Raw genomic sequence first — 17,848 nt, forward strand, 5'->3', positions numbered from 1 at the left:
GTTGGTGTAGCGTAACAGGTGACAACGTGACACGTGACGGACGTGACAACGTAACAGGGTAACCCGGTGACGTATCACACTGTCACGCCGTCACGCCGTCACGCCGTCACGTATCACGCTGTCACGCCCGTCACGTCCTCACGCTAGGAACCCTGCAGCCGTTTGGCGGCCTCTTCCAGGATGGGAGTGCCTTCGGTGATGATGGCCTCGATGGCAGCGTCCACCGTGGTCTCACCGTTGCGCAGCAGGTCCCGCTGGCGGTTCATCACGTCCAGGATCTCGCCGCCGGCCAGGGTCTGGTAGGGGCGGTCGGTGATGGCGTAGTTGTCCAGGGCCTCCAGGAAGTACTGGGCGTGCTCCGGCGCCGCCTCAGACTGCAGCCAGGCGTCGTAGGCCTCCTTGCGGGCCGGGCTGCCTCGGCCCGTCTCGCCCCACATGAAGCGCATGCCGTCCACCGAGAGGTATTCCCGCAGGTACTCCCAACCGGCGTCGGGGTGCTTGCTGTCCCGGGTGATGCCAAAGCCGCTGCCAAAGGAGCCGGTGCCCCGGCCGCCGGGCCCCTGGGGCCAGGGCGCCACATCCCAGGCGAAAGGCGCAAAGCTGGCCAGGGTGGGGGTGTTCCACGAGGCGGTGTTGTCCATGGCCACCCGCCCCGAGATCCACGGCCCCTGCTCAAAGGCCTGGGACTCGGCCGGGCTGGGCGAAGCCTTGTGGACGTGGATCAGATCCACCCAGAACTGGAGGGCCTCCCGGGCTTCGTCCGTGTCCAGCAGGATCTGGGTCTCGGTGTCGTCCATCAGCCGGGCGCCCCACGGGTAGAGCATGGAGCCGTTGCCGCCGTTGCCGAAGTCCGGCAGGTCGCCGGAGAAGCCCCACTGCTGCTTGTCCGGGTCGGTCAGGGCGATGGCTGCCTCCAGGAAGTCGTCCATGGTCCAGTCCGGGCTGGGGTAGTCCAGGCCGGCCTCGTCGAAGAGGTCTTTGTTGTAGCCCAAAATCAGGGGGCCGTGGTCGTAGGGGATCTCGTACTGCTCGCCCCGGAACTGGTAGAGGCGCAGGGCCTCCTCCCAGATGCCCTCCACGTTGAACTCCTCGTCGTTGTCCACATAGGACTGAACGCTGATCAGGATCCCCTCGAAGTTCCAGGGGAAGGCATAGCGCCCGTGGACGTAGATGATGTCGGGCAGGGTCCCTGCCGCTGCCCACGTAGGCACGATCTGGTTGTGGTCCGCCCACGTGTTGTAGGTGGACTCGATGCGCACGTTGGGGTGTCGCTCCTGATACTGCCGGTCAAACTCCTCCTGCCGGGGGCGGAAGGCGGCCTCCCAGTGGTGGCCAAAGGTCAGGGTGATCTGTTCAGCCGCGGGCTGGGCAGCGGATTCTCCGCCACTGGCGGGTGCAGTGGTGCCGGCCGGGGCACAGGCGGCCAGGGTCGCCAGGCCCGCGGTGGCAGCCGTGATCTGCAGGAATCGCCGCCTGGAAAGATGCTTGTGCTGCATGGACTCCTCCTTGTTGGTGAACTTTTACTGGTGTGCTCAGGTGAAGAGATAAATCAAGACGCCACGCCCAAGGATGGCGAATTGACCGGGTACAGTCTGGCGTAAAGACCACGGCAGAAATTCCGGGTGCCCTCTGGACGTGCTACCTCTGGGGGGGGATACCATGGACGAATTTCTGCCCGGATTGACCGGATAGGGAGGCCAACGAACTGGCGATCTATCAGGGCAGAAATTCGGCAGCAAAAACGCTGACGGGGGCCTGGGGACGAATCTCTGCCGGAACAGGCTGGCTGATATCGGACTTTGGCTTGATGAGGTTCGGCTTGATTGTTTGGTCCAGGGATGGTATGCTTACCATATGCTATTATACGCCGTGTCCAATTGAATGTCAAGTAGCATTCCGGGGGGGAGGTTCCCTACCAGGAGGCCCCCCAGATCCACCCAACGGCGCTGGAGAATCGAAGATGGCCACCATTCGCGATGTTGCCGAACGTGCCGGCGTGGCACCCATCACCGTTTCCCGGGTACTCAACAACTCGGGCTATTTCAGCGAGGAGACTCGACGGCGGGTCGAGAAGGCCGCGGCCGAGCTCCAGTACGTGCCCAACCAGTTGGCCCGCAGCCTGCGTTCCAACCGCACAGACACCCTGGCCCTGGTCTTGACCGACATCACCAACCCCTTCTGGACCACCGTGGCCCGCGCGGTGGAGGACACCGCGGCCACCCAGGGCTTCAACGTGATCCTCTGCAACACCGACGAACAGGAGGAAAAGCAGCTCCAATACGTCTCGGTGCTACTCCGCAAGCGGGTAGACGGCTTCCTGCTGGTGCCGGTAAGCCACAACGTGGAACCCATCACCATGATCCGACAGCAGGGCGTGCCGGTGGTGGTGCTGGATCGGGATATACCAGAGCTAGAGGCGGATGTGGTGCGCTGCGCATCGGAGGAGGGGGCCTACGAGCTGATCCGATACCTCATCGGCCTGGGGCATCGGGACATCGCCGTGATCACCGGGCCGGAGGTCGTCTCCACGGCCCAGGAGCGGGTGAACGGCTATCGGCGGGCGCTAGCGGAGCACGGCCTGCCGGTGAACCCGGAGCGGATCTTCTTCGGCAACTACACGGTGGAGAGCGGCTACGAGCTGGCCCGTGGGGTGCTCCAGCGCCAGCCCCGCCCCACCGCGCTCTTCGCCGGCAACAACTTCATCGCCATCGGCGCGCTCAAGGCCATCCGCGAGGCCGGGCTTCAGGTCCCCCAGGACATCTCCCTGGTCAGCTTCGATGACCTGCCGCCCACCCTGGTGGTGGACCCGTTCCTCACCGTGGCGGCCCAGTCGCCCTACGAGCTGGGGCGCCAGGCCACAGAGCTGCTGTTGCGGCGCATCGCCGAGCCAGAATCGTGCGACTGGCAGAAGATCGTCCTGCCCACCGAGCTGGTGGTGCGGCGGTCATGCCAGGCGGTGGCGGGAGAGAGATTGGGGGATTAACAGGTTGGGCATCGGGCGAATGCCCGTTTGAACGCAAAAAGCGCGGAGTGGGCCTCTTCGGAGGCCCACTCCGCGTTGAAGTCGTGAACTACCCCATTTCTGGCGCAGTATTTCCGTCCGGCCGGATCAGCCGTGGCCCACGTAGATGGTCTTGGTGCGGGTATAGAACTCGATGGCGGCCTGCCCCTGCTCCTTGAAAGTGTTGGCGCTGGAGTGCTTGAAACCGCCGAAGGGAGCCTGCAGGGCCAGCCCGGTGGTGGGCTCGTTGATCTTGACCACGCCCGCTTCGATGCGGTTGGCGAACTGGAAGGCCCGCTGCAGGTTGTTGGTCACGATCCCCGCGGAGAGGCCGAAGCCAATGGCGTTGGCCTTCTCGATGGCGTCGTCGAAGTCCCGGGCCCGCATGATGCCGATCACCGGGCCGAAGATCTCCTCCTGGGCGATGCGCATCTTGGGCTCCACGAAGTCGAAGACCGTGGGCTGCACGAAGTAGCCGCCATCCCGGGCCCGGCCACCGCCCGCCAGCAGCTTGGCTCCTTCAGACTGGCCGATCTGGATGTACTCCAGGTCAGTCTGGAGCTGATCCTCGCTGACGGCGGGGCCCATCTGGGTGCCGCTCTCCAGGCCGTTGCCCACCTTCAGGTTGCGGGCCGCGTCGGTGAGGGCTTCCGCGAACTCGTCCGCGATCCCCTCCTCCACGATGACCCGGCTGGTGGCGGTGCAGGCCTGGCCCGTCACCCCGAAGCCGCCGGCCACGGCCAGCTTCACGGCCAGATCCAGGTCGGCGTCATTCAGGACGATCATGGGGTTTTTGCCGCCCATCTCCAGCTGCACCCGGGTCAGGTTCTTGATGGCCTTTTCGTAGATGCCCAGCCCCACGCTGTACGAGCCGGTGAAACTGACGCCGTTGATGTCCGGGCTGGTGACCAGGGTGTCCCCCACCACCCGGCCGGAGCCGGTCACGTAGTTCACCACGCCTTTGGGAATGCCGGCCTCCACCAGGGCCTCCACCAGCAGCAGGCCGATGTGGGGGGCAAAGGAAGCGGGCTTGAAGACCACGGTGTTGCCGTAGACCAGGGCCGGCGCCATCTTCCAGGCGGGGATGGCGATGGGGAAGTTCCAGGGGGTGATGAGGGCGACCACGCCCAGGGGCTCCCGGCGGGTGTAGAGCAGCTCGCCGTTGACATTGCTGGGCAACACATCGCCGCCCATGCGCCAGCCTTCCCCCGCGTAGTACTTGAAGATGTCCCGGGCCCGGGCCACCTCGCCGGTGGACTCGGCCAGGGTCTTGCCCTCCTCCCGGGTCAACGCCCGGGCGAACTCGTCCTGGCGGGCCTCGATGATGCGGGCGGCCTTCTCCAGGATGGCGCCCCGGGCCGGCGGCGGAGTGTTGGCCCACTCCCGGGCTGCCTCCCGGGCCGCGGCGATGGCCCGCTGCACGTCCTCCTGGGTGGCGGAGGGGAAGGTGCCGATCACGTCGTTGGTGTCCGCCGGGTTGCGGTTTTCGAAGGTGGCGCCGTCAGAGGCGTCCACCCATTCGCCGTTAATCAGGTTTTTGAACTGCTGCATGGCTATGCTCCTCACCTGTTCTTTTCTTATTATCCATGGCTCTACTGCACAAAGGTCAAATCAGGACGCTGACCCACGCAGATGAACGATAAAGCTCAGCCGCCCGCCGGAGCGCCAGCGGAGGCGGGTCAGCTGCAGCGAGTGTTAGGCGGTGTCTTCCTTTTCCGATTTGATTGCTCGGCGCCGGATGCGCACGGCTCCTGGAGTAATCACTGTGAAGGCTTGTTCCATCTCGCCGCCGTGCGCGGCCAAGGCGGAGGCCACAATCTCCGCCTTGCGGATTGGCGAGATACCAGCCAACCGAATCAGAATGACCCCTCTTGTCACCCGCCCCTGACGAAACACAAGCTCGCCGAAGTCTTTGTCCGCCGTGAGCAATATAGCCTCTTCTCGGTTCGCCAAATCCAGGACAACGTCGTCGGAAATTCCCGGCTCCATCTCGGCAACATACCATACCTGATAGCCGTTTTGTCGCAGCCGCTCTACAATGGGGCGATCCACACTCTCGTCGGCCAGAATCTTCACGCCGGCACCTTGATGGGATAAACTACATCGGCTCTTAACGCCTCAGCGGCAAAGGCGAGAGCCGCTTGAATCGCCTCACGGGTTAGCCGAGGGTGCGCTTCCAGCAAATCTTCCACCGTCTCGCCAGCTGCCAACTTCTCCAGAATGAGCTCTACCGTAATACGAGTGCCGGCGATTACTGGCTTACCCATCATAATAGATGGGTCTGAAACAATCCACTCCGTTTTCATTTTTCAACTCCTCATTTGTCGAAAATGTAACCGCCTAACGCAGATTCAGGTTATTCTCTCTTGCATTTCTTTGCGCCTTTGCGTTCAAAAATGTCCTTTTTCAGGCCACCGTGTTTTCCAACACCGTATCGCCGATGGCGATGCGGATGAGGTCGCCGTGGGCCAGGGTAAAGTCGTCCGGTGGGACGATGCCGGTACCGGTCATGAGCAGCGCACCGGCCGGGAAGTCCAGTTCCCGGTAGAGGTAGTCCACCAGCTCCTGGAAGGGGCGCTTCATGTTGCTGGTGGCCGTGTCGCCGGCGAAGACCACCTCCCCGCCCCGCCGGATCTCCAGGCGGATGGTGAGGTCGGTCAGGTCGTCCGGAGTGGCCACGTGGATGCCGGGCCCCACCGCGCAGGAGCCGTTGTAGGTCTTGGCCTGGGGCAGGTAGAGGGGATTTTCCCCCTCAATGTCCCGGGAGGACATGTCGTTGCCCACGGTGTAGCCCACGATCTCGCCTTGCGCGTTGATGACCAGGGTCAGCTCCGGCTCGGGGACATTCCAGCGGGTGTCCTGGCGAATGCGCACGGGCTGGCCATGGCCCACAGCCCGCCAGCCGGCGGACTTGAAGAAGATCTCCGGCCGGGCGGCGTCGTAGACCTTCTCGTAGACGTCGGCGGTGGTGGATTCGGCCTTGCGGGCCTCCCGACTGCGCAGGTAGGTGACCCCGCTGCCCCACACCTCCTGCTCGGGCTCCACGGGGGGCAGCAGGTCGCCAGTGGCGGCCTCGCCGGGGGGCAGGGCCTCCAGCACGGCCAGGAACGCGCTGCGGGGCAGGGTCAACAGGGCGGATAACTTCAGCCCCCTGGGCAGAAACCGACCATCGCGCGCCCAGCGCGCGCCGTCTGGTGTTCGATGTCGCGTTAGATACATGGATCTGAACTCCGTTTTTGGCGTCTATGGTTATTTACGATGGCGAATCCCCAATCTTCAATCTTCAACCCCTCCCCCTCACACACTCCTCAATCCCCGCTGACGCCGCCACTCCTCGTACTCGGCCAGAGTCTGCTCATCCGGCGGATAAACGCCCAGGATGCTGGCGCCGGCGGCCACCTTGGCCTGGATGAACTCCTCCAGCCGCTCCTGCTCATAAGCGGCGTGGGCTACCTCCTCGGCCACCTGGGCCGGGATGGCCACCACGCCCTCGCCGTCGCCCACCATGATGTCGCCGGGCATGATCAGCACCCCGGCGCAGCCGATGGGCACGTTCATCTCCACCGGGTGGTGGATCTCGAAGGAGGTGGTGGCGTGGGCCGCCTTGACGTAGGCCGGGAAGTCCAGGGTCTTGAAGCCGGGCGTATCCCGCAGCGCGCCGTCGGTGACCAGGCCGGCCGCGCCCCGCACCTTCATGCGGGTGGCCAGGATGTTGCCCAGGGTCGCAGCCCGGGTATCGCCGCGCGCGTCGATGACCAGCACGTCATCCTTGCCCACGGTCTCGACCGCCAGCCGCTGGACATTTTTGGTGTTGTCGTAAAGGGTATCCACCAGATCCTCCCGGGCCGGTACATAGCGCAGGGTGAAGGCGTAGCCCACCATGCGCAGCTCCGGCTGGAGGGGGTAGAGGCCGGGGAGGAAGGTGTTGTGGAAGCCCCGTTTGATGAGCTGGCTGGTCAGGGTGGCCGTGGAGACGGTGCGCAGCTTGGCCAGGGCTTCGTCGCTCAGGGTGACAGGACGGTGGGATTGGGCCATCGCTCAGTTCCTTCTGGTACAGTCTGGCGTAAATACCACGGCAGAATTTCGGCGGCACTACCTCTGCTGGAAACCATCGGCGAATTTCTGCCGGGATTTACTAGTGGCAATCCAGGTTGAGATGAACAGGCTCATTTTACCACAGGCCGGCGCGGATGCGGGTGTCTGGGACGTCTCGGGTGTGCCCGGCAGTGGTCGGTGCGGTCTCCAGACCCCACAAATGCCGGTCCCGCATGGATACGGGACCTACGCCTGGGACCAGGCGCATGGCGGGGGACCGGCGAGGGGACGGGGGGCAGAGGACGCCCCCCGTCGTTCAATCCGCTCAGGGGTACTCCACGAAGCCGGTGCGGTTGCGCTCCACCCAGTCCCAGTTGATGGGCACGCCCAACCCCGGCCCCTGGGGCACCGGCACGTGCCCCTTCTCGTCGATGGCGTCCAACGCGTCCCGGTAGCCGTCGCCGTAGAGGTGTTCCGGGTGGCTGGCGGGCGCCTTGGGATGGACCAGGCCCATCTCGTAGTAGTTGGTGTTGCGGATGGCGGCCATGCACTGGCGCTGGGCCGGCCCCGGCCCGTGGAACTCGATGTCGATGCCCAGGGCTTCACAGGCGTGGGCCAGCTTCATGACGCCGGTGATGCCGTCGTAGCCCACGTCGCCCCGCACGAAGTCGGTGGCGTCGGCGATGACGAAGTCGATGTGGGGCTCCAGGGAACGCACGTGCTCGGTCTGGAGCAGGGGTGTCTTGATGAGCTGGCGCAGCTTGCGGTGGGCGAACTGGGAGATGCCGCCGTCCCGGTAGGGGTCCTCGTACCAGAAGAAGCGCTCCTCGTCGCACGCCCAGCCCACTTTGAGCGCGTCGCCGAAAGTGATGTACTCACAGGCGGGGTCCAGCATCAGGTCCATCTTGCCGCCCACCCGCTGGCCCACCGCGTGGACGTTGGCGATCTCCTGCTCGATGGGCGCGCGGCCCCAGCCGTGGATCTTGAAGGCGGGGTAGCCCATCTCCAGGCACTGCTCGGCGAAGTCGGCGTACGCCTCGGGGCTGGAGAGGCCGTCGGGCTGGTGGTCGCCGTGGTAGGTGCTGGCATAGCAGGGCAGGCTCTCCTTGTAGCCGCCCAGCAGCTTGTAGATGGGCGCGTCGTAGTACTTGCCGGCGATGTCCCACAGGGCGATGTCGATGGGCGCCAGGCCGATGCGGGCCACCTGGCGCAGGGCCCGCTTGACGTCGCTGTAGATGCGCTCCCGCTCCAGCGCACTCTTGCCGATGAGGTAGTGGACAAAGCGGGGCAAGGTGGAATACTCGGCCTCGCTGCCCCCGGCGTACTCGCCCACGATGCCCACGTCGGTGAAGATGCGCAGGATCTTGCCCCGGCTGACCACCTTGCCCCCCGGCTCGTAGACCAGGTTGAAGCCGTTGTAGTCCTTGCCCATGTTCTCCAGGGTGTACTCGTACTCGTGGATCTCGATCTTGGTGATCTTAGGATCGGCCATGGGTTCCTCCTCCTTTGTGGATCGTGCTTTGTGGATCGTGCGGTGAATGAAAAGATGAAAGATGGTGACGTAGACATCGGTCACGCAGCCTTGCGTGACGTAGATATCGGTCACGCAGCCTTGCGTGACGTAGGCGTAGGAAACGCTCTGCCACCCATGTCCGGCCGGGCGGCCGGACCTACGGGGAGGTGCGTGAACCCGCTGCGCACCGCCTGATCTCTGGGCGCATTGACGCCTCTCATTGCTGGCGGGACGGGAGTTGCCCCTACCCCGTCAGCGGGGGCGTGGTGTAGAGCAGCCGCCCGTTGACCCGGATCTCCACATCCACCAGGTATTTCTGGAGCGCTTCCGTGTTGGGCGTCATGCCCAGGCCGGGCCGCTCCGGCAGCCGGATCAGGCCGTCTTCGTCCAAGGAGATGTGTTCCCGGGTGAGTTCCACGGCCAGGGACTTCAGCTCCACCGGGTATTCACAGATCAGGTCCTGCTCCAGGCCGGCGTAGGGCTGCAGGGAGGCGCTCAAAGCCAGGTGGGAGGTGAAGGTGTGGTTGACGTAGGTGACGCCCCGCTGCCGGGCGTAGTCGGCCACCTGTTTGGCCACGGTGATGCCGCCGATGCGGCCGGCGTCGATCTGGATGTAGCCGATGCCCGCGTGGTCGATCATGTGCTGGGCCATGTGGAAGTTGTGGCTGCCTTCGCCTCCGGCCAGCTTCACCGGGCCAGCCTGGGCGGCCAGGCGGCGGTAAGCGTCCAGCGCACCGGAGACGAAGGGCTCCTCCAGCCAGGTGGCCTGGCACGCCTGGAGCGCGGGCAGGCGCAGGGCGGCCGCGTCCACGTCCTCCTTCCAGACGGTACCGGCGTCGATGAGGAGGATGCCGTCCTCGCCCAGCCCCTCCCGGGCGGCCATGAACTGGTCCGTGTCGTCCTGCACCGTGCCCAGGCCGATGGGCCCCCAGCCGAACTTGGCCGCGCGGTAGCCCAGTTGCCGGGCCTTTTTCCCCTTCTCCAGGGTCTCCTGGGGCGTGTCGCCGAAGAGCATGGAGGCATAGGGAAGCTTGGGGTACGCCCGGGGGTAGCCCAGCAGCCGGTAGACCGGCTCCTGGAGGCGCCTGCCCAGCAGGTCCCACAGGGCCATGTCGATGCCCGAAAGGGTATGGTCGGCCTGGAGCAGGTCCATGCTGTTGGCCCGCACCAGGTTGCCGATGCGTACGATGTCGTCCGCGCTCTCCAGGCGCTGGCCCAGCACCGACGCCTGAACCGGCTTGCACGCGCTGTGGGACATGGGGCAGACCAGGCTGGCGATGGAGGGGAGGGGAGCCGCCTCGCACTCGCCCCAGCCCACGTAGCCGCCTGCAGCCACCCGCACCAGCAGGGCATCCTGGCTGCCGTCGCCGATGTCCAGGATCTGGGGCATGGAAAGGTAGAAAAAATCGACCGCTTCAATCTGCATGGCACCTCCTTTTGACCCTTTTGCCCCCAGGCGAATGCAGGAACAGCGGCGGCGCAGCCCGGCATGTAGGGGCGAATCATGATTCGCCCTACCGCCTACGAAGGGGTGGCCATGTCCTGTAGGGATGGGCCGCCGGGCCCGCCCGCCGTCGCCAGTCGCGACAGGAGACCGTTAATGATACGGGCGCAGCCGCTCCACCGCGGCCCGCAGCCGCTCCGAGACCTCCGGGGGGACGCCGGGGTTGAAGGGCGCGCTGCCGTCGCCAGGGTCGATATCGTCGAAGCCGCTCAGGCGCATGGCCTCCACCACCGCCGAGTAGTTGTAGGCCCGGCCGTTCATGAAGCGCACTTCCTCCAGCTCGTTCAGGTCCGCCTCCACCTGGCGCGCGGTCGCGTAATCCCCCCGGCGCTGGGCGTTGTTGATGGCATCCGCCGCCCGCGCGCAGAGCACCGCGGTGCCCGAGGTGTGCCCCCTGGCGCCCAGTTCCGCCGCGGCGGTGCTGCGGTCGCCGATGCCCCAGATGACCATGGCGCTGTCGCCCACCCCCTGGATCATGGGGGCCACGTCCTCCACGCCGGTGCCGATTTTGACGCCGATGAAGTGGGGCGAGTCCTTGAGCAGCCGGATCACTGCCTCCCGGTCCCGGGGATTGCGGAAGTAGTAGAGGAAGCGCGCGCCGTACTCCTGCCCATAGCGCTCGCCGAAGGCCATGAACTCCTGGTAAACGCCTTCCGGACTGAAGGTGCCCGTCAGGGGCATGATCAGGTAGACGTCCGGCGGCCGGGAAAGGCGGGCCTGTTCTTCGATGAGCTTACCCGCGGTGCCGATGGGGTTCGGCACAATGGCGGACATGAGCACGCCGTCCTGCCCCATGGCCTGGCCGGTGACGTCGAAAATGCGTACCTGCTCCTCCGGCTCGATGTGGTGGATCAGGCTGGTCCCTGCCACCGAGATGACCCGAGGGCGGTTGTTGTCCAGGTAGTTGTGTTCCATCAAGTAGCGGACATTTTTGGCGTGCGCGTCGTAATCGATGCGGCCGTTGCGGAAAGGGATGATGGGAATGGCCGTCACCGAGTTCAGCGCGTCCAACAGGGTGGGTGTATCCATGGAATGGTTTACCTCCTCAAATCTGTAGATCAACTCCCAAACGCTTAAAATTGCAGTTCGGCCAGGGCGATGCCCTGCTCCCCGGCCACGCTGTAGAGCAGGATGACCCGCTCGCCGTCTACAAAGATGGCCGGATCCCGCAGCTGGCGGGCCGGCTCGTGGATGGCTCCCCGGCGGGACGGCTCCAGGGGCAGGTGTCCGCCCTCGTACTCCCGCTCTGGCTCCAGCACCACGGTCGGGGGCGAGGCGCGCCAGGTCATCCAATCGGGCGTCAGGTGGATGTGGGCGACCAGGATGCGCTCCGGGCAGTCGCCGGCCCGGGAGTAGAAGACGTAGAGGTCGTCCCCCCGCAGCAGGAGGGCCGTGTGGCGCATGTGCTCGTCGAAGAGCACGGGGCCCTGCTCGAAGCCGGTGAAGCCATCCCGGGAGCGGTAGAAGATGCCCGGCATGCCCAGTGCATAGACATGATCCCGCCAGCGGAAGACCCGGAAGTAGCTGCTGCCCAGGATCTCCCGGCCGGAGGTGAAGTGGATGCCGTCCTCGGAGGTGGCCACGAAGCTGCGCTGCCCCCCCAGGGTGGGGAAGCGCTGAGTCACCGCTTCCTGTCGGGCCACATCCGCCGGCAACGCCGGGCCATGATAGTACATCATGATGCGCCGGTTGGCCTCGTCCACGTGGACGTCGGGCGAGGCGATGTGGCCACGGCACGGCGTCTGGGCCAACTGCAGGGTACCCGGCCGGTGGATGCGCCAGGGGCCGGCCAGGTCATCCGCGTAGGCCAGGCGGATGTACTCGCCCTGGTGGTGGGCGAAGTAGAGGTAGTAGCGCCCCAGGGGATTGGGCAGCCAGTCGGGCACCCGGATCAGGGACGGGCCGTTGATGTTGGTGCCGATACTCTCGTCCAGGGCCGGCGTGATGATGGGGCGGTCCAGGAGGCGTCGGGCCACGATGGTTGTCAGCAAGGTGCTCCTCCTACGGCTGAAGATGGCCCAGCCGGGCCGCCATGGCCTGGGCCTTCAGGGCCAGCTCCGAGGCCAGGAAGCAGTGCTCCTGACTCATGGCCGTCTCGGTGCGGTGGAGGATGTCATAGATGAGCTGGCGGCCGTAGGGCAGGTCCACGTCCCGGCAGTCGATGTACTCGGTCTTCTGGTTGTCCACCAGGAAGAGGTGGTCGCCGCCCGGTCGCCCGGCCACGTCGATGTTCTTGCGCACTTCGATGTAGCCGGCTGAGCCGATGACGATGAGGCGGGTGTCGCCCCAGGTGGCCAGGCCGTCGGGGGTGAACCAGTCCACCCGGATGTAGCCGGAGCAGTTCTCCCCCCGCACCATGCAGTCGCCGAAGTCCTCGAACTCCGGGTACTGGGGATGCTGGAAGTTGGCCACCTGGGCGGCCACGATTTCGGCCTGGGTGGAGCCGGTGAAGTAGAGGAACTGGTCGAACTGGTGGGAGGCGATGTCGTTGAGGATGCCGCCGTATTTCTCCCGCTGGAAGAACCAGGGAGGGCGAGTCTCGAAGCGGGCCCGATGGGGTCCCAGGCCCACCGTCTGCACCACCTCGCCGATGGCGCCGGCCCGGACCAGCTCCGCAGCTTTGACCGTGGCCCGGTTCTCGAAGCGCTCGCTGTAGCAGACCGAGTAGATGCGGCCGGTCTCGGCCTGGACCCGGCGCACCTCTTCCAGTTGCTCCAGGGTGGTGAAGGCTGGCTTGTCGCTCATGTAGTCCTTGCCGTGGCGCATGACCTGGATGCCCAGGGTGGGCCGGTCGCAGGGGATGGCCGCGCTGATCACCAGGTGAATGGACTCATCCTCCAGGATGGCCTCCGGGCTAGAGACGGGCCTGGCCTGGGGGTAACGCTCGCCGTACTGCTGCATCAGCTCGGGCTCGGCCGCGTAGTAGGAGACCAGCTCCGCGCCGGCCCGCAGCAGCAGGTTGGTCTGGCCGTAGATGTGGGGGTGGTTCATGCCGATGGTGGCGAAGCGAATGGTGGGTTGACTGCTCATGATGCTTCTTTTCCTCCCCGGTTCCATTCCTGGAACCAGCGGTCACGATATGGGATTTGGATGCCGAAAAGTCGGAAGGCGTCGTCCTGGGGCCGGTAGCCCACCAGCTCCCGGGTAGCGGTGATGTCCATGCGCTTGAAGCGGTTGTCCGAAACGGCCTGGAGGATGGCGAACTGGACGTCGGGCGTTTCAATGCACTGGACGAAGAGGTGGTTGAGATCCCGTGGGCTGACATAGGCGCTCAGGGTGCGGGCATCCGGATCCTGGATGGTCCGGTTGCCGCCGTAGCCGCCCACCCGCACGGCTATGCTGGAGAGGCCCTCGGCATAGGCGAAGTAATGGGCCGTAGCCTCCCCAAAAATCTTGCAGACCGCGTACATGTTCATGGGCTTGGGGGGCATCTCCGGCCGGGCCTGGACGTCCAGGGGGTAGCCTTCGATGGCCTGAATGCTGCTGGCGAAGATGACCCGGCGACAGCCCTGGTCTTTGGCGGCCCGGAAGATGTTGTAGACCGCTTTGACGTTGTTGTCCAGCAGGGAAGCGTAGAAATCGGCCTGGGGCGACGGATCCGCGGCCAGATGGAGCACCGTGTCGATCCCCGCGCACAGGCGCTGGCACGCCTCCAGGTCGGCCAGATCCGCCGCGACGAATTCGTGGCGGCCGGGATCGCCCACCTTCTCCGGCCGCACGTCCACCAGGCGAAAGTCATAGCGATCATCGGCATAGGCGCGGAAAGAAGAGCCGATCCGCCCACCGGCGCCGGTTAACAGTACTTTCCTCACAGTCTGTGCTATCCCTTTCCAGGATGGAGGCCGCAACGCGGCCCCGTGATCGGATTGTCATCAGGAGAAGATGGCCGGTCTTTGCCGGGCCAGCCGGGCTCAACCAGAGCCAGCGGCCATGTCCAATTGCTCAAGCCAGCCCTTCAACGTCGCGGCATCCCGCAGAAAGTGGGCCGGCTCATCCTCCTGGACGAATTCCAGAAGCGCGAACATGGGCCGGTCCAGGGCCGCGGCCCGGGCCAGGTATTGCAGCCAAGCGTCGGCCCGTTCAGCCAGGGGCAGACGCTGGCCACTCTGCTCGTGCCAGCTAAAGACGTGGAGGCCGCGCAGCCAGGGTGCCAGGAGCTCCAGCCCGGCCAGATTCTCCGCCACCATGGAGCCCCGAGGAGGCTGCCAGTAGGTGCCCACGTTCGGATGGGCCACTTCCTGCAACAGGCGGCGCGCCGCCTCGCTGGTATCGGTCAAGGTGTTGCGGTGAAACTCGTAGACGATGGGGATGCCGGCCGCTGCAGCCAATTCGGCGATGCGAAGGGAATCCTCGATCACCAGCCGCCAGTAGGCCGAATCGGCCGTGTCAGTCCCCTGCCGGCCGGCCCAGACCCGGATCCGGGGCGCTTCCAGCTCCACGGCGGTGGCCAGCACCGCGTCGAAGGGGCCGGTCTCGTCGTGGCCGACCCGATAGTAAGAGCCGTATGCGGCCACCTGCAGGCCGGCTGCCGCGGTCAACCGGCGCACCTCACGGGCCCGTGCCAGGTCGCCGTGGGGGACATGCACATCGCCGCCCCACTCGATCCCGGCCAGCCCGGCCTGGGCTACCAACTCGACGATGGCTGCCGGTGTGAGTTGCCGGAAGGTGATGGAAACCAGGCCCGGCAACAGGGGAGAAGTCGTTTCGGTCATGCGGATCACTCACTCAGTTTGATTCACCTGGAAAGCAACCGGTGCAGGTTTCGCCCGCTTGCCCTAGCAGACACGCCTCACGCCATGCGGGCGGCCTGCTCCCGGGTGATGGCCCAGCGGAGGGGCTCCCCGCGGATGAAGCGCTGCAGCTCTTCCACCACGATCTGTCCCATGCGCTGGCACTCCTTGCCCAGGGAGCCGGCGATGTGGGGCGTCAGCACCACATTGTCCAGGTTGTAGAGGGGCGAACCCGGCGGCGGTGGCTCCGGATAGGTCACGTCCAGCACCGCGAAGAGGTCTGGCCGCTGCTGTAACACCGCGATCATCTCCGGCTCTCGCACGATGGCGCCCCGGGCGGTGTTGATGAAGGTCGCGCCCTCCTTCATGGCCGCGAAGTGGGCGCCGGTGATCATGCCTTCCGTCTCCGGCAGCCAGGGGGTGTGGAGGGAAACCACGTCGGCCTGCCGGAAGAGCTCGTCCAGATCACAGAGTTCGGCCCCCAGCGCCGCGGCCTCGTCCGCCTTCACATAGGGGTCATAGGCCAGCACCTTCAGGTCGAAGCGTTGCAGGTGCTGGCAGACCAGGCGGCCGATCATGCCCAGGGAGATGATGCCCACGGTGCTGCCGTAGGCGCCGGGCACGGGCAGGCGGGGTGGGTAGCGCCCCTCCCGTTTGATGGCCAGGGCGTGCTGCCAGCCCTTCTTCAGACAGAAGAGGATCTGGGAGAGGGTGTATTCGGCCACGGGCACAGCATTGGCCGCGTAGGAGCTGGTGATGGGGATGCCCCGGGCCCAGAAGGCGTCGGTGACGATCCGCTTGATGGAGCCGGCGCCGTAGAAGACGGCCTTCAGGTTGGGCGCCGCGGCCAGGAAGGCTTCGTCCAGGGGCACCATGCCCCAGCCAGAGAGGATCACCTCTGCCGGCGCCAGGATGGACGGGTTCGCCCGCACGCTCTCGGCCGTCTGGGGCGGTGCGTACACATCCACCAGGCTGGCAATGGCCGCGCGCTGCTCCGGGCCGTAGATATTCTGGTAGGCGTCAGGGTTTAGGAGGTAAAGTGCCTTTAACATTTATGTATTGCCAGAACAACTGCTGGTCGCAGTTTAGCCTGCGATAGATATAGATTAGCAAATGGTCCATCACCGAATTCCATGGGCACACCGTCATCCGGCCAGCCGGCGCACTTCGGCCACCGCGCTGGAGAGGGCCGCCAGGTAGACCGAGAAGTCGCCGCCGTAGGAGATGACATTGAAGCCCAGCTCCAGCCACTCCTGGGCCTGGGCCACGCTGTTGGGCTGTGCCCCGATGCCCAGGCCATGGCGCTGCCCCACTTCCACCACTTGCTTGAGCGCGTCCAGGAAGCGGGGGTGGTGGAACTGGCCGGGGATGCCCATGGACTGGGTCAGATCGAAGTGGCCCACCCACAGCACGTCTACCCCCGGGGTGCTGGCGATATCCTCCAGGTTCTCCAGGCCCTCCACGCTCTCGATCTGGCAGATGATGGTGGTGTTCTCGTTGGCCTGGGCCATGTATGTCGGGGGATCTACGGCCTGGAAATCGGTGTGGGCGTTGCCCAGGATCACGCCCCGGTCGCCCAGGGGAGCATACTTGGCGGCATGGACGATGGCCCGGGCCTGCTCCCCGTTGCGGACGTTGGGCACCATGATGCCCAGGGCGCCGAAATCCAGGGTGCGGGCAATGAAATGGTACTCGATTTGGGGGATGCGCACAAAGGGGGCGAGGGGCGTGGCTTTGAACCAGGCGATCAGGTCGGCGAGCTGGGCGACGGTAAAGGCCGAATGTTCGGTGTCGATGATCGCGAAATCCAGGCCGGCCCGCTCCAGGATCTGGGCCATGCCCCGGGTGCCGAACTCCAGGATCATGTGCCCCACGGGGACTTCCCCCGCGCGGCGCCGCTCCAGAAAGCGATTGGGTTTCATGCAAATGTCCTTCCTGACAATGGAATGGATGTGGATGGCAGGCTCACGCCGCCAGGGCGGCAAAGAGCGCCTTCAGGTAGCCGATGGAATAGCCCCAGCCAATGCTCTTCTCCGGCGTATCGCCCGGCAGCTGGGGAATGTGGTCCGGGTTGATGCAGCCCGAGAAGCCCACCTTCCGCAGCTCCAACAACACCCTGAACAGGTTCAGGTCGCCGTCATCCAGCAGCGTCTCCTCAAAGGCCCCGGCCGTGGCCAGGCTTCCCCGGACGTTGCGCATGTGGACCATGAAGATCTTGCCCTTGCGGCCAAAGTGGTTGATCTCGTCCAGGACCAGGGCGCTGCCGCCGGCCTCGGCCCGGGTGCCGATGCAGTAGATGTAGCCCACCTGGGGGCTGGGGTAGGCGTCGATGACCCGGTGAAAGCCCAGGCTGCCCAGAGGTGTGTCGATATTGGGCGTGTCCGACGGGTGGACGGCCAGGCGGATGTGGGCGTCCTCGGCGATGGGGACCAGGCGGTCGAAGGCCCGGCGGAAGCGATCCCACCAGCGTTCCAGCTCCGCCCGGGAGGGGCGCTCCAGGGACCCCGGCGCCAGGGTCTCGCCCCGGGAGAGGTAGCCGCCCCGATGGACCGAGCGATAGCGGACCATGTGATGGGGGAAGACGTCGCCGGCGAAGCGCTGGCGGGCGATGGGGATGCCCGCCTCGGCGTAAACGCGCAGGGCCCGGCAGGCGTTCTCCAGCTCCTCCTCGCCGCCGGCCCGGTCCTCCATGAACCGTTCGGTCAGGTTGGGCAGGGTGACCCGGTTGATGTCCAGGCCAAAGGAGCGCAGCCGTCGGCGCAGCTGGCGCACGCCCTCCAGGTCCGGATAGCCCTGTTCAGCCACGCCGGGCATGTCCGTGTCCCGGCCAAAGTCGATGCAGTCCGCGCCCAGGGCGGCCATCAGATTCAGATAGGTGTCGGTCAGTTCCGCATTGTGCTTGAAGATGGAGATGCGCATCATGGTGGTAGTCAGTAGGTGTCGTACATCAGCACATCGTGTTGGGAATTGAGAACCTTAACAACTGAAAACCATCAGCACATCGTGTCATTCCAGACGTTGATTGGTCAGGGCGGCTGGAATGGCAAGGGTGCGTTGGAAGAGAC

The 17,848-nt window shown here is 65.5% G+C and carries 17 protein-coding genes; 1 reads left to right on the forward strand and 16 read right to left on the reverse strand.

The window, feature by feature from the left end; all coding sequences use genetic code 11:
* Positions 1-143: 143 nt before the first annotated feature.
* Positions 144-1,496 (reverse strand): ABC transporter substrate-binding protein, encoded by a 1,353-nt coding sequence (locus FKZ61_RS20645; RefSeq protein ID WP_141612041.1) that lies wholly within the window; start codon positions 1,494-1,496, stop codon positions 144-146.
* 464 nt (positions 1,497-1,960) lie between these two features.
* Between FKZ61_RS20645 and FKZ61_RS20650 the strand changes: the two genes are divergently transcribed.
* On the forward strand, positions 1,961-2,983 hold the full coding sequence (locus tag FKZ61_RS20650) for a LacI family DNA-binding transcriptional regulator (RefSeq protein WP_170200091.1): 1,023 nt from the start codon (positions 1,961-1,963) through the stop codon (positions 2,981-2,983).
* A gap of 126 nt (positions 2,984-3,109) precedes the next feature.
* On the opposite strand, the gene FKZ61_RS20655 is transcribed toward FKZ61_RS20650, so the two are convergent.
* The 15 genes from FKZ61_RS20655 to FKZ61_RS20725 all read right to left on the reverse strand — a co-directional run bounded on the left by FKZ61_RS20655 (position 3,110) and on the right by FKZ61_RS20725 (position 17,705).
* Positions 3,110-4,552: an aldehyde dehydrogenase family protein gene (locus FKZ61_RS20655; RefSeq protein ID WP_141612043.1), complete on the reverse strand. Its 1,443-nt coding sequence runs from the start codon at positions 4,550-4,552 to the stop codon at positions 3,110-3,112.
* Between the two features lie 144 nt (positions 4,553-4,696).
* On the reverse strand, positions 4,697-5,077 hold the full coding sequence (locus FKZ61_RS20660) for a DUF5615 family PIN-like protein (protein ID WP_141612044.1): 381 nt from the start codon (positions 5,075-5,077) through the stop codon (positions 4,697-4,699).
* Positions 5,074-5,307: a DUF433 domain-containing protein gene (locus FKZ61_RS20665; protein WP_141612045.1), complete on the reverse strand. Its 234-nt coding sequence runs from the start codon at positions 5,305-5,307 to the stop codon at positions 5,074-5,076. The genes FKZ61_RS20660 and FKZ61_RS20665 overlap by 4 nt, the downstream gene beginning before the upstream one ends.
* 100 nt (positions 5,308-5,407) lie before the next feature.
* On the reverse strand, positions 5,408-6,220 hold the full coding sequence (locus tag FKZ61_RS20670) for a fumarylacetoacetate hydrolase family protein (RefSeq protein WP_141612046.1): 813 nt from the start codon (positions 6,218-6,220) through the stop codon (positions 5,408-5,410).
* 78 nt (positions 6,221-6,298) lie between these two features.
* Positions 6,299-7,036, reverse strand: a complete 738-nt coding sequence (locus tag FKZ61_RS20675) for a ribonuclease activity regulator RraA (protein WP_141612047.1) — start codon at positions 7,034-7,036, stop codon at positions 6,299-6,301.
* Between the two features lie 325 nt (positions 7,037-7,361).
* The gene (locus tag FKZ61_RS20680) at positions 7,362-8,528 is read right to left on the reverse strand and encodes an enolase C-terminal domain-like protein (RefSeq protein ID WP_141612048.1); all 1,167 of its coding nucleotides are present in this window, start codon (positions 8,526-8,528) and stop codon (positions 7,362-7,364) included.
* Between the two features lie 265 nt (positions 8,529-8,793).
* Entirely contained in the window at positions 8,794-9,975 is a 1,182-nt protein-coding gene (locus FKZ61_RS20685) for a mandelate racemase/muconate lactonizing enzyme family protein (RefSeq protein WP_141612049.1), read from the reverse strand.
* A gap of 171 nt (positions 9,976-10,146) precedes the next feature.
* Positions 10,147-11,082: a dihydrodipicolinate synthase family protein gene (locus FKZ61_RS20690; protein WP_141612050.1), complete on the reverse strand. Its 936-nt coding sequence runs from the start codon at positions 11,080-11,082 to the stop codon at positions 10,147-10,149.
* 44 nt (positions 11,083-11,126) lie between these two features.
* Positions 11,127-12,044, reverse strand: coding sequence for a glycoside hydrolase family protein (locus FKZ61_RS20695; RefSeq protein WP_211358666.1), 918 nt, complete (start codon positions 12,042-12,044; stop codon positions 11,127-11,129).
* A 10-nt stretch (positions 12,045-12,054) separates the two neighbouring features.
* On the reverse strand, positions 12,055-13,083 hold the full coding sequence (locus FKZ61_RS20700; protein WP_141612051.1) for a Gfo/Idh/MocA family protein: 1,029 nt from the start codon (positions 13,081-13,083) through the stop codon (positions 12,055-12,057).
* Positions 13,080-13,865 (reverse strand): NAD-dependent epimerase/dehydratase family protein, encoded by a 786-nt coding sequence (locus FKZ61_RS20705; protein ID WP_141612052.1) that lies wholly within the window; start codon positions 13,863-13,865, stop codon positions 13,080-13,082. The genes FKZ61_RS20700 and FKZ61_RS20705 overlap by 4 nt, the downstream gene beginning before the upstream one ends.
* 99 nt (positions 13,866-13,964) lie before the next feature.
* The gene (locus FKZ61_RS20710; RefSeq protein WP_141612053.1) at positions 13,965-14,765 is read right to left on the reverse strand and encodes a sugar phosphate isomerase/epimerase family protein; all 801 of its coding nucleotides are present in this window, start codon (positions 14,763-14,765) and stop codon (positions 13,965-13,967) included.
* Positions 14,766-14,842: 77 nt separating this feature from the next.
* A complete protein-coding gene (locus FKZ61_RS20715) occupies positions 14,843-15,835 on the reverse strand; it encodes a hydroxyacid dehydrogenase (protein WP_141612054.1) in 993 nt (330 codons plus the stop codon).
* A 93-nt stretch (positions 15,836-15,928) separates the two neighbouring features.
* Complete coding sequence (locus FKZ61_RS20720; RefSeq protein ID WP_141612055.1) at positions 15,929-16,705, reverse strand: HpcH/HpaI aldolase family protein; 777 nt, start codon at positions 16,703-16,705, stop codon at positions 15,929-15,931.
* 43 nt (positions 16,706-16,748) lie between these two features.
* A complete protein-coding gene (locus FKZ61_RS20725; RefSeq protein WP_141612056.1) occupies positions 16,749-17,705 on the reverse strand; it encodes a mannonate dehydratase in 957 nt (318 codons plus the stop codon).
* Positions 17,706-17,848 lie beyond the last annotated feature (143 nt).

The organism is Litorilinea aerophila (assembly GCF_006569185.2).
In the GTDB taxonomy this organism is placed as follows: Bacteria; Chloroflexota; Anaerolineae; order Caldilineales; family Caldilineaceae; genus Litorilinea; species Litorilinea aerophila.

Coding starts and splice junctions, on each gene's coding strand:
- FKZ61_RS20645 (WP_141612041.1), bottom strand. CDS start 1,496: ATGCAGCACAAGCATCTTTCCAGGCGGCGATTCCTGCAGATCACGGCT.
- FKZ61_RS20650 (WP_170200091.1), top strand. CDS start 1,961: ATGGCCACCATTCGCGATGTTGCCGAACGTGCCGGCGTGGCACCCATC.
- FKZ61_RS20655 (WP_141612043.1), bottom strand. CDS start 4,552: ATGCAGCAGTTCAAAAACCTGATTAACGGCGAATGGGTGGACGCCTCT.
- FKZ61_RS20665 (WP_141612045.1), bottom strand. CDS start 5,307: ATGAAAACGGAGTGGATTGTTTCAGACCCATCTATTATGATGGGTAAG.
- FKZ61_RS20670 (WP_141612046.1), bottom strand. CDS start 6,220: ATGTATCTAACGCGACATCGAACACCAGACGGCGCGCGCTGGGCGCGC.
- FKZ61_RS20675 (WP_141612047.1), bottom strand. CDS start 7,036: ATGGCCCAATCCCACCGTCCTGTCACCCTGAGCGACGAAGCCCTGGCC.
- FKZ61_RS20680 (WP_141612048.1), bottom strand. CDS start 8,528: ATGGCCGATCCTAAGATCACCAAGATCGAGATCCACGAGTACGAGTAC.
- FKZ61_RS20685 (WP_141612049.1), bottom strand. CDS start 9,975: ATGCAGATTGAAGCGGTCGATTTTTTCTACCTTTCCATGCCCCAGATC.
- FKZ61_RS20690 (WP_141612050.1), bottom strand. CDS start 11,082: ATGGATACACCCACCCTGTTGGACGCGCTGAACTCGGTGACGGCCATT.
- FKZ61_RS20700 (WP_141612051.1), bottom strand. CDS start 13,083: ATGAGCAGTCAACCCACCATTCGCTTCGCCACCATCGGCATGAACCAC.
- FKZ61_RS20710 (WP_141612053.1), bottom strand. CDS start 14,765: ATGACCGAAACGACTTCTCCCCTGTTGCCGGGCCTGGTTTCCATCACC.
- FKZ61_RS20715 (WP_141612054.1), bottom strand. CDS start 15,835: ATGTTAAAGGCACTTTACCTCCTAAACCCTGACGCCTACCAGAATATC.
- FKZ61_RS20720 (WP_141612055.1), bottom strand. CDS start 16,705: ATGAAACCCAATCGCTTTCTGGAGCGGCGCCGCGCGGGGGAAGTCCCC.
- FKZ61_RS20725 (WP_141612056.1), bottom strand. CDS start 17,705: ATGATGCGCATCTCCATCTTCAAGCACAATGCGGAACTGACCGACACC.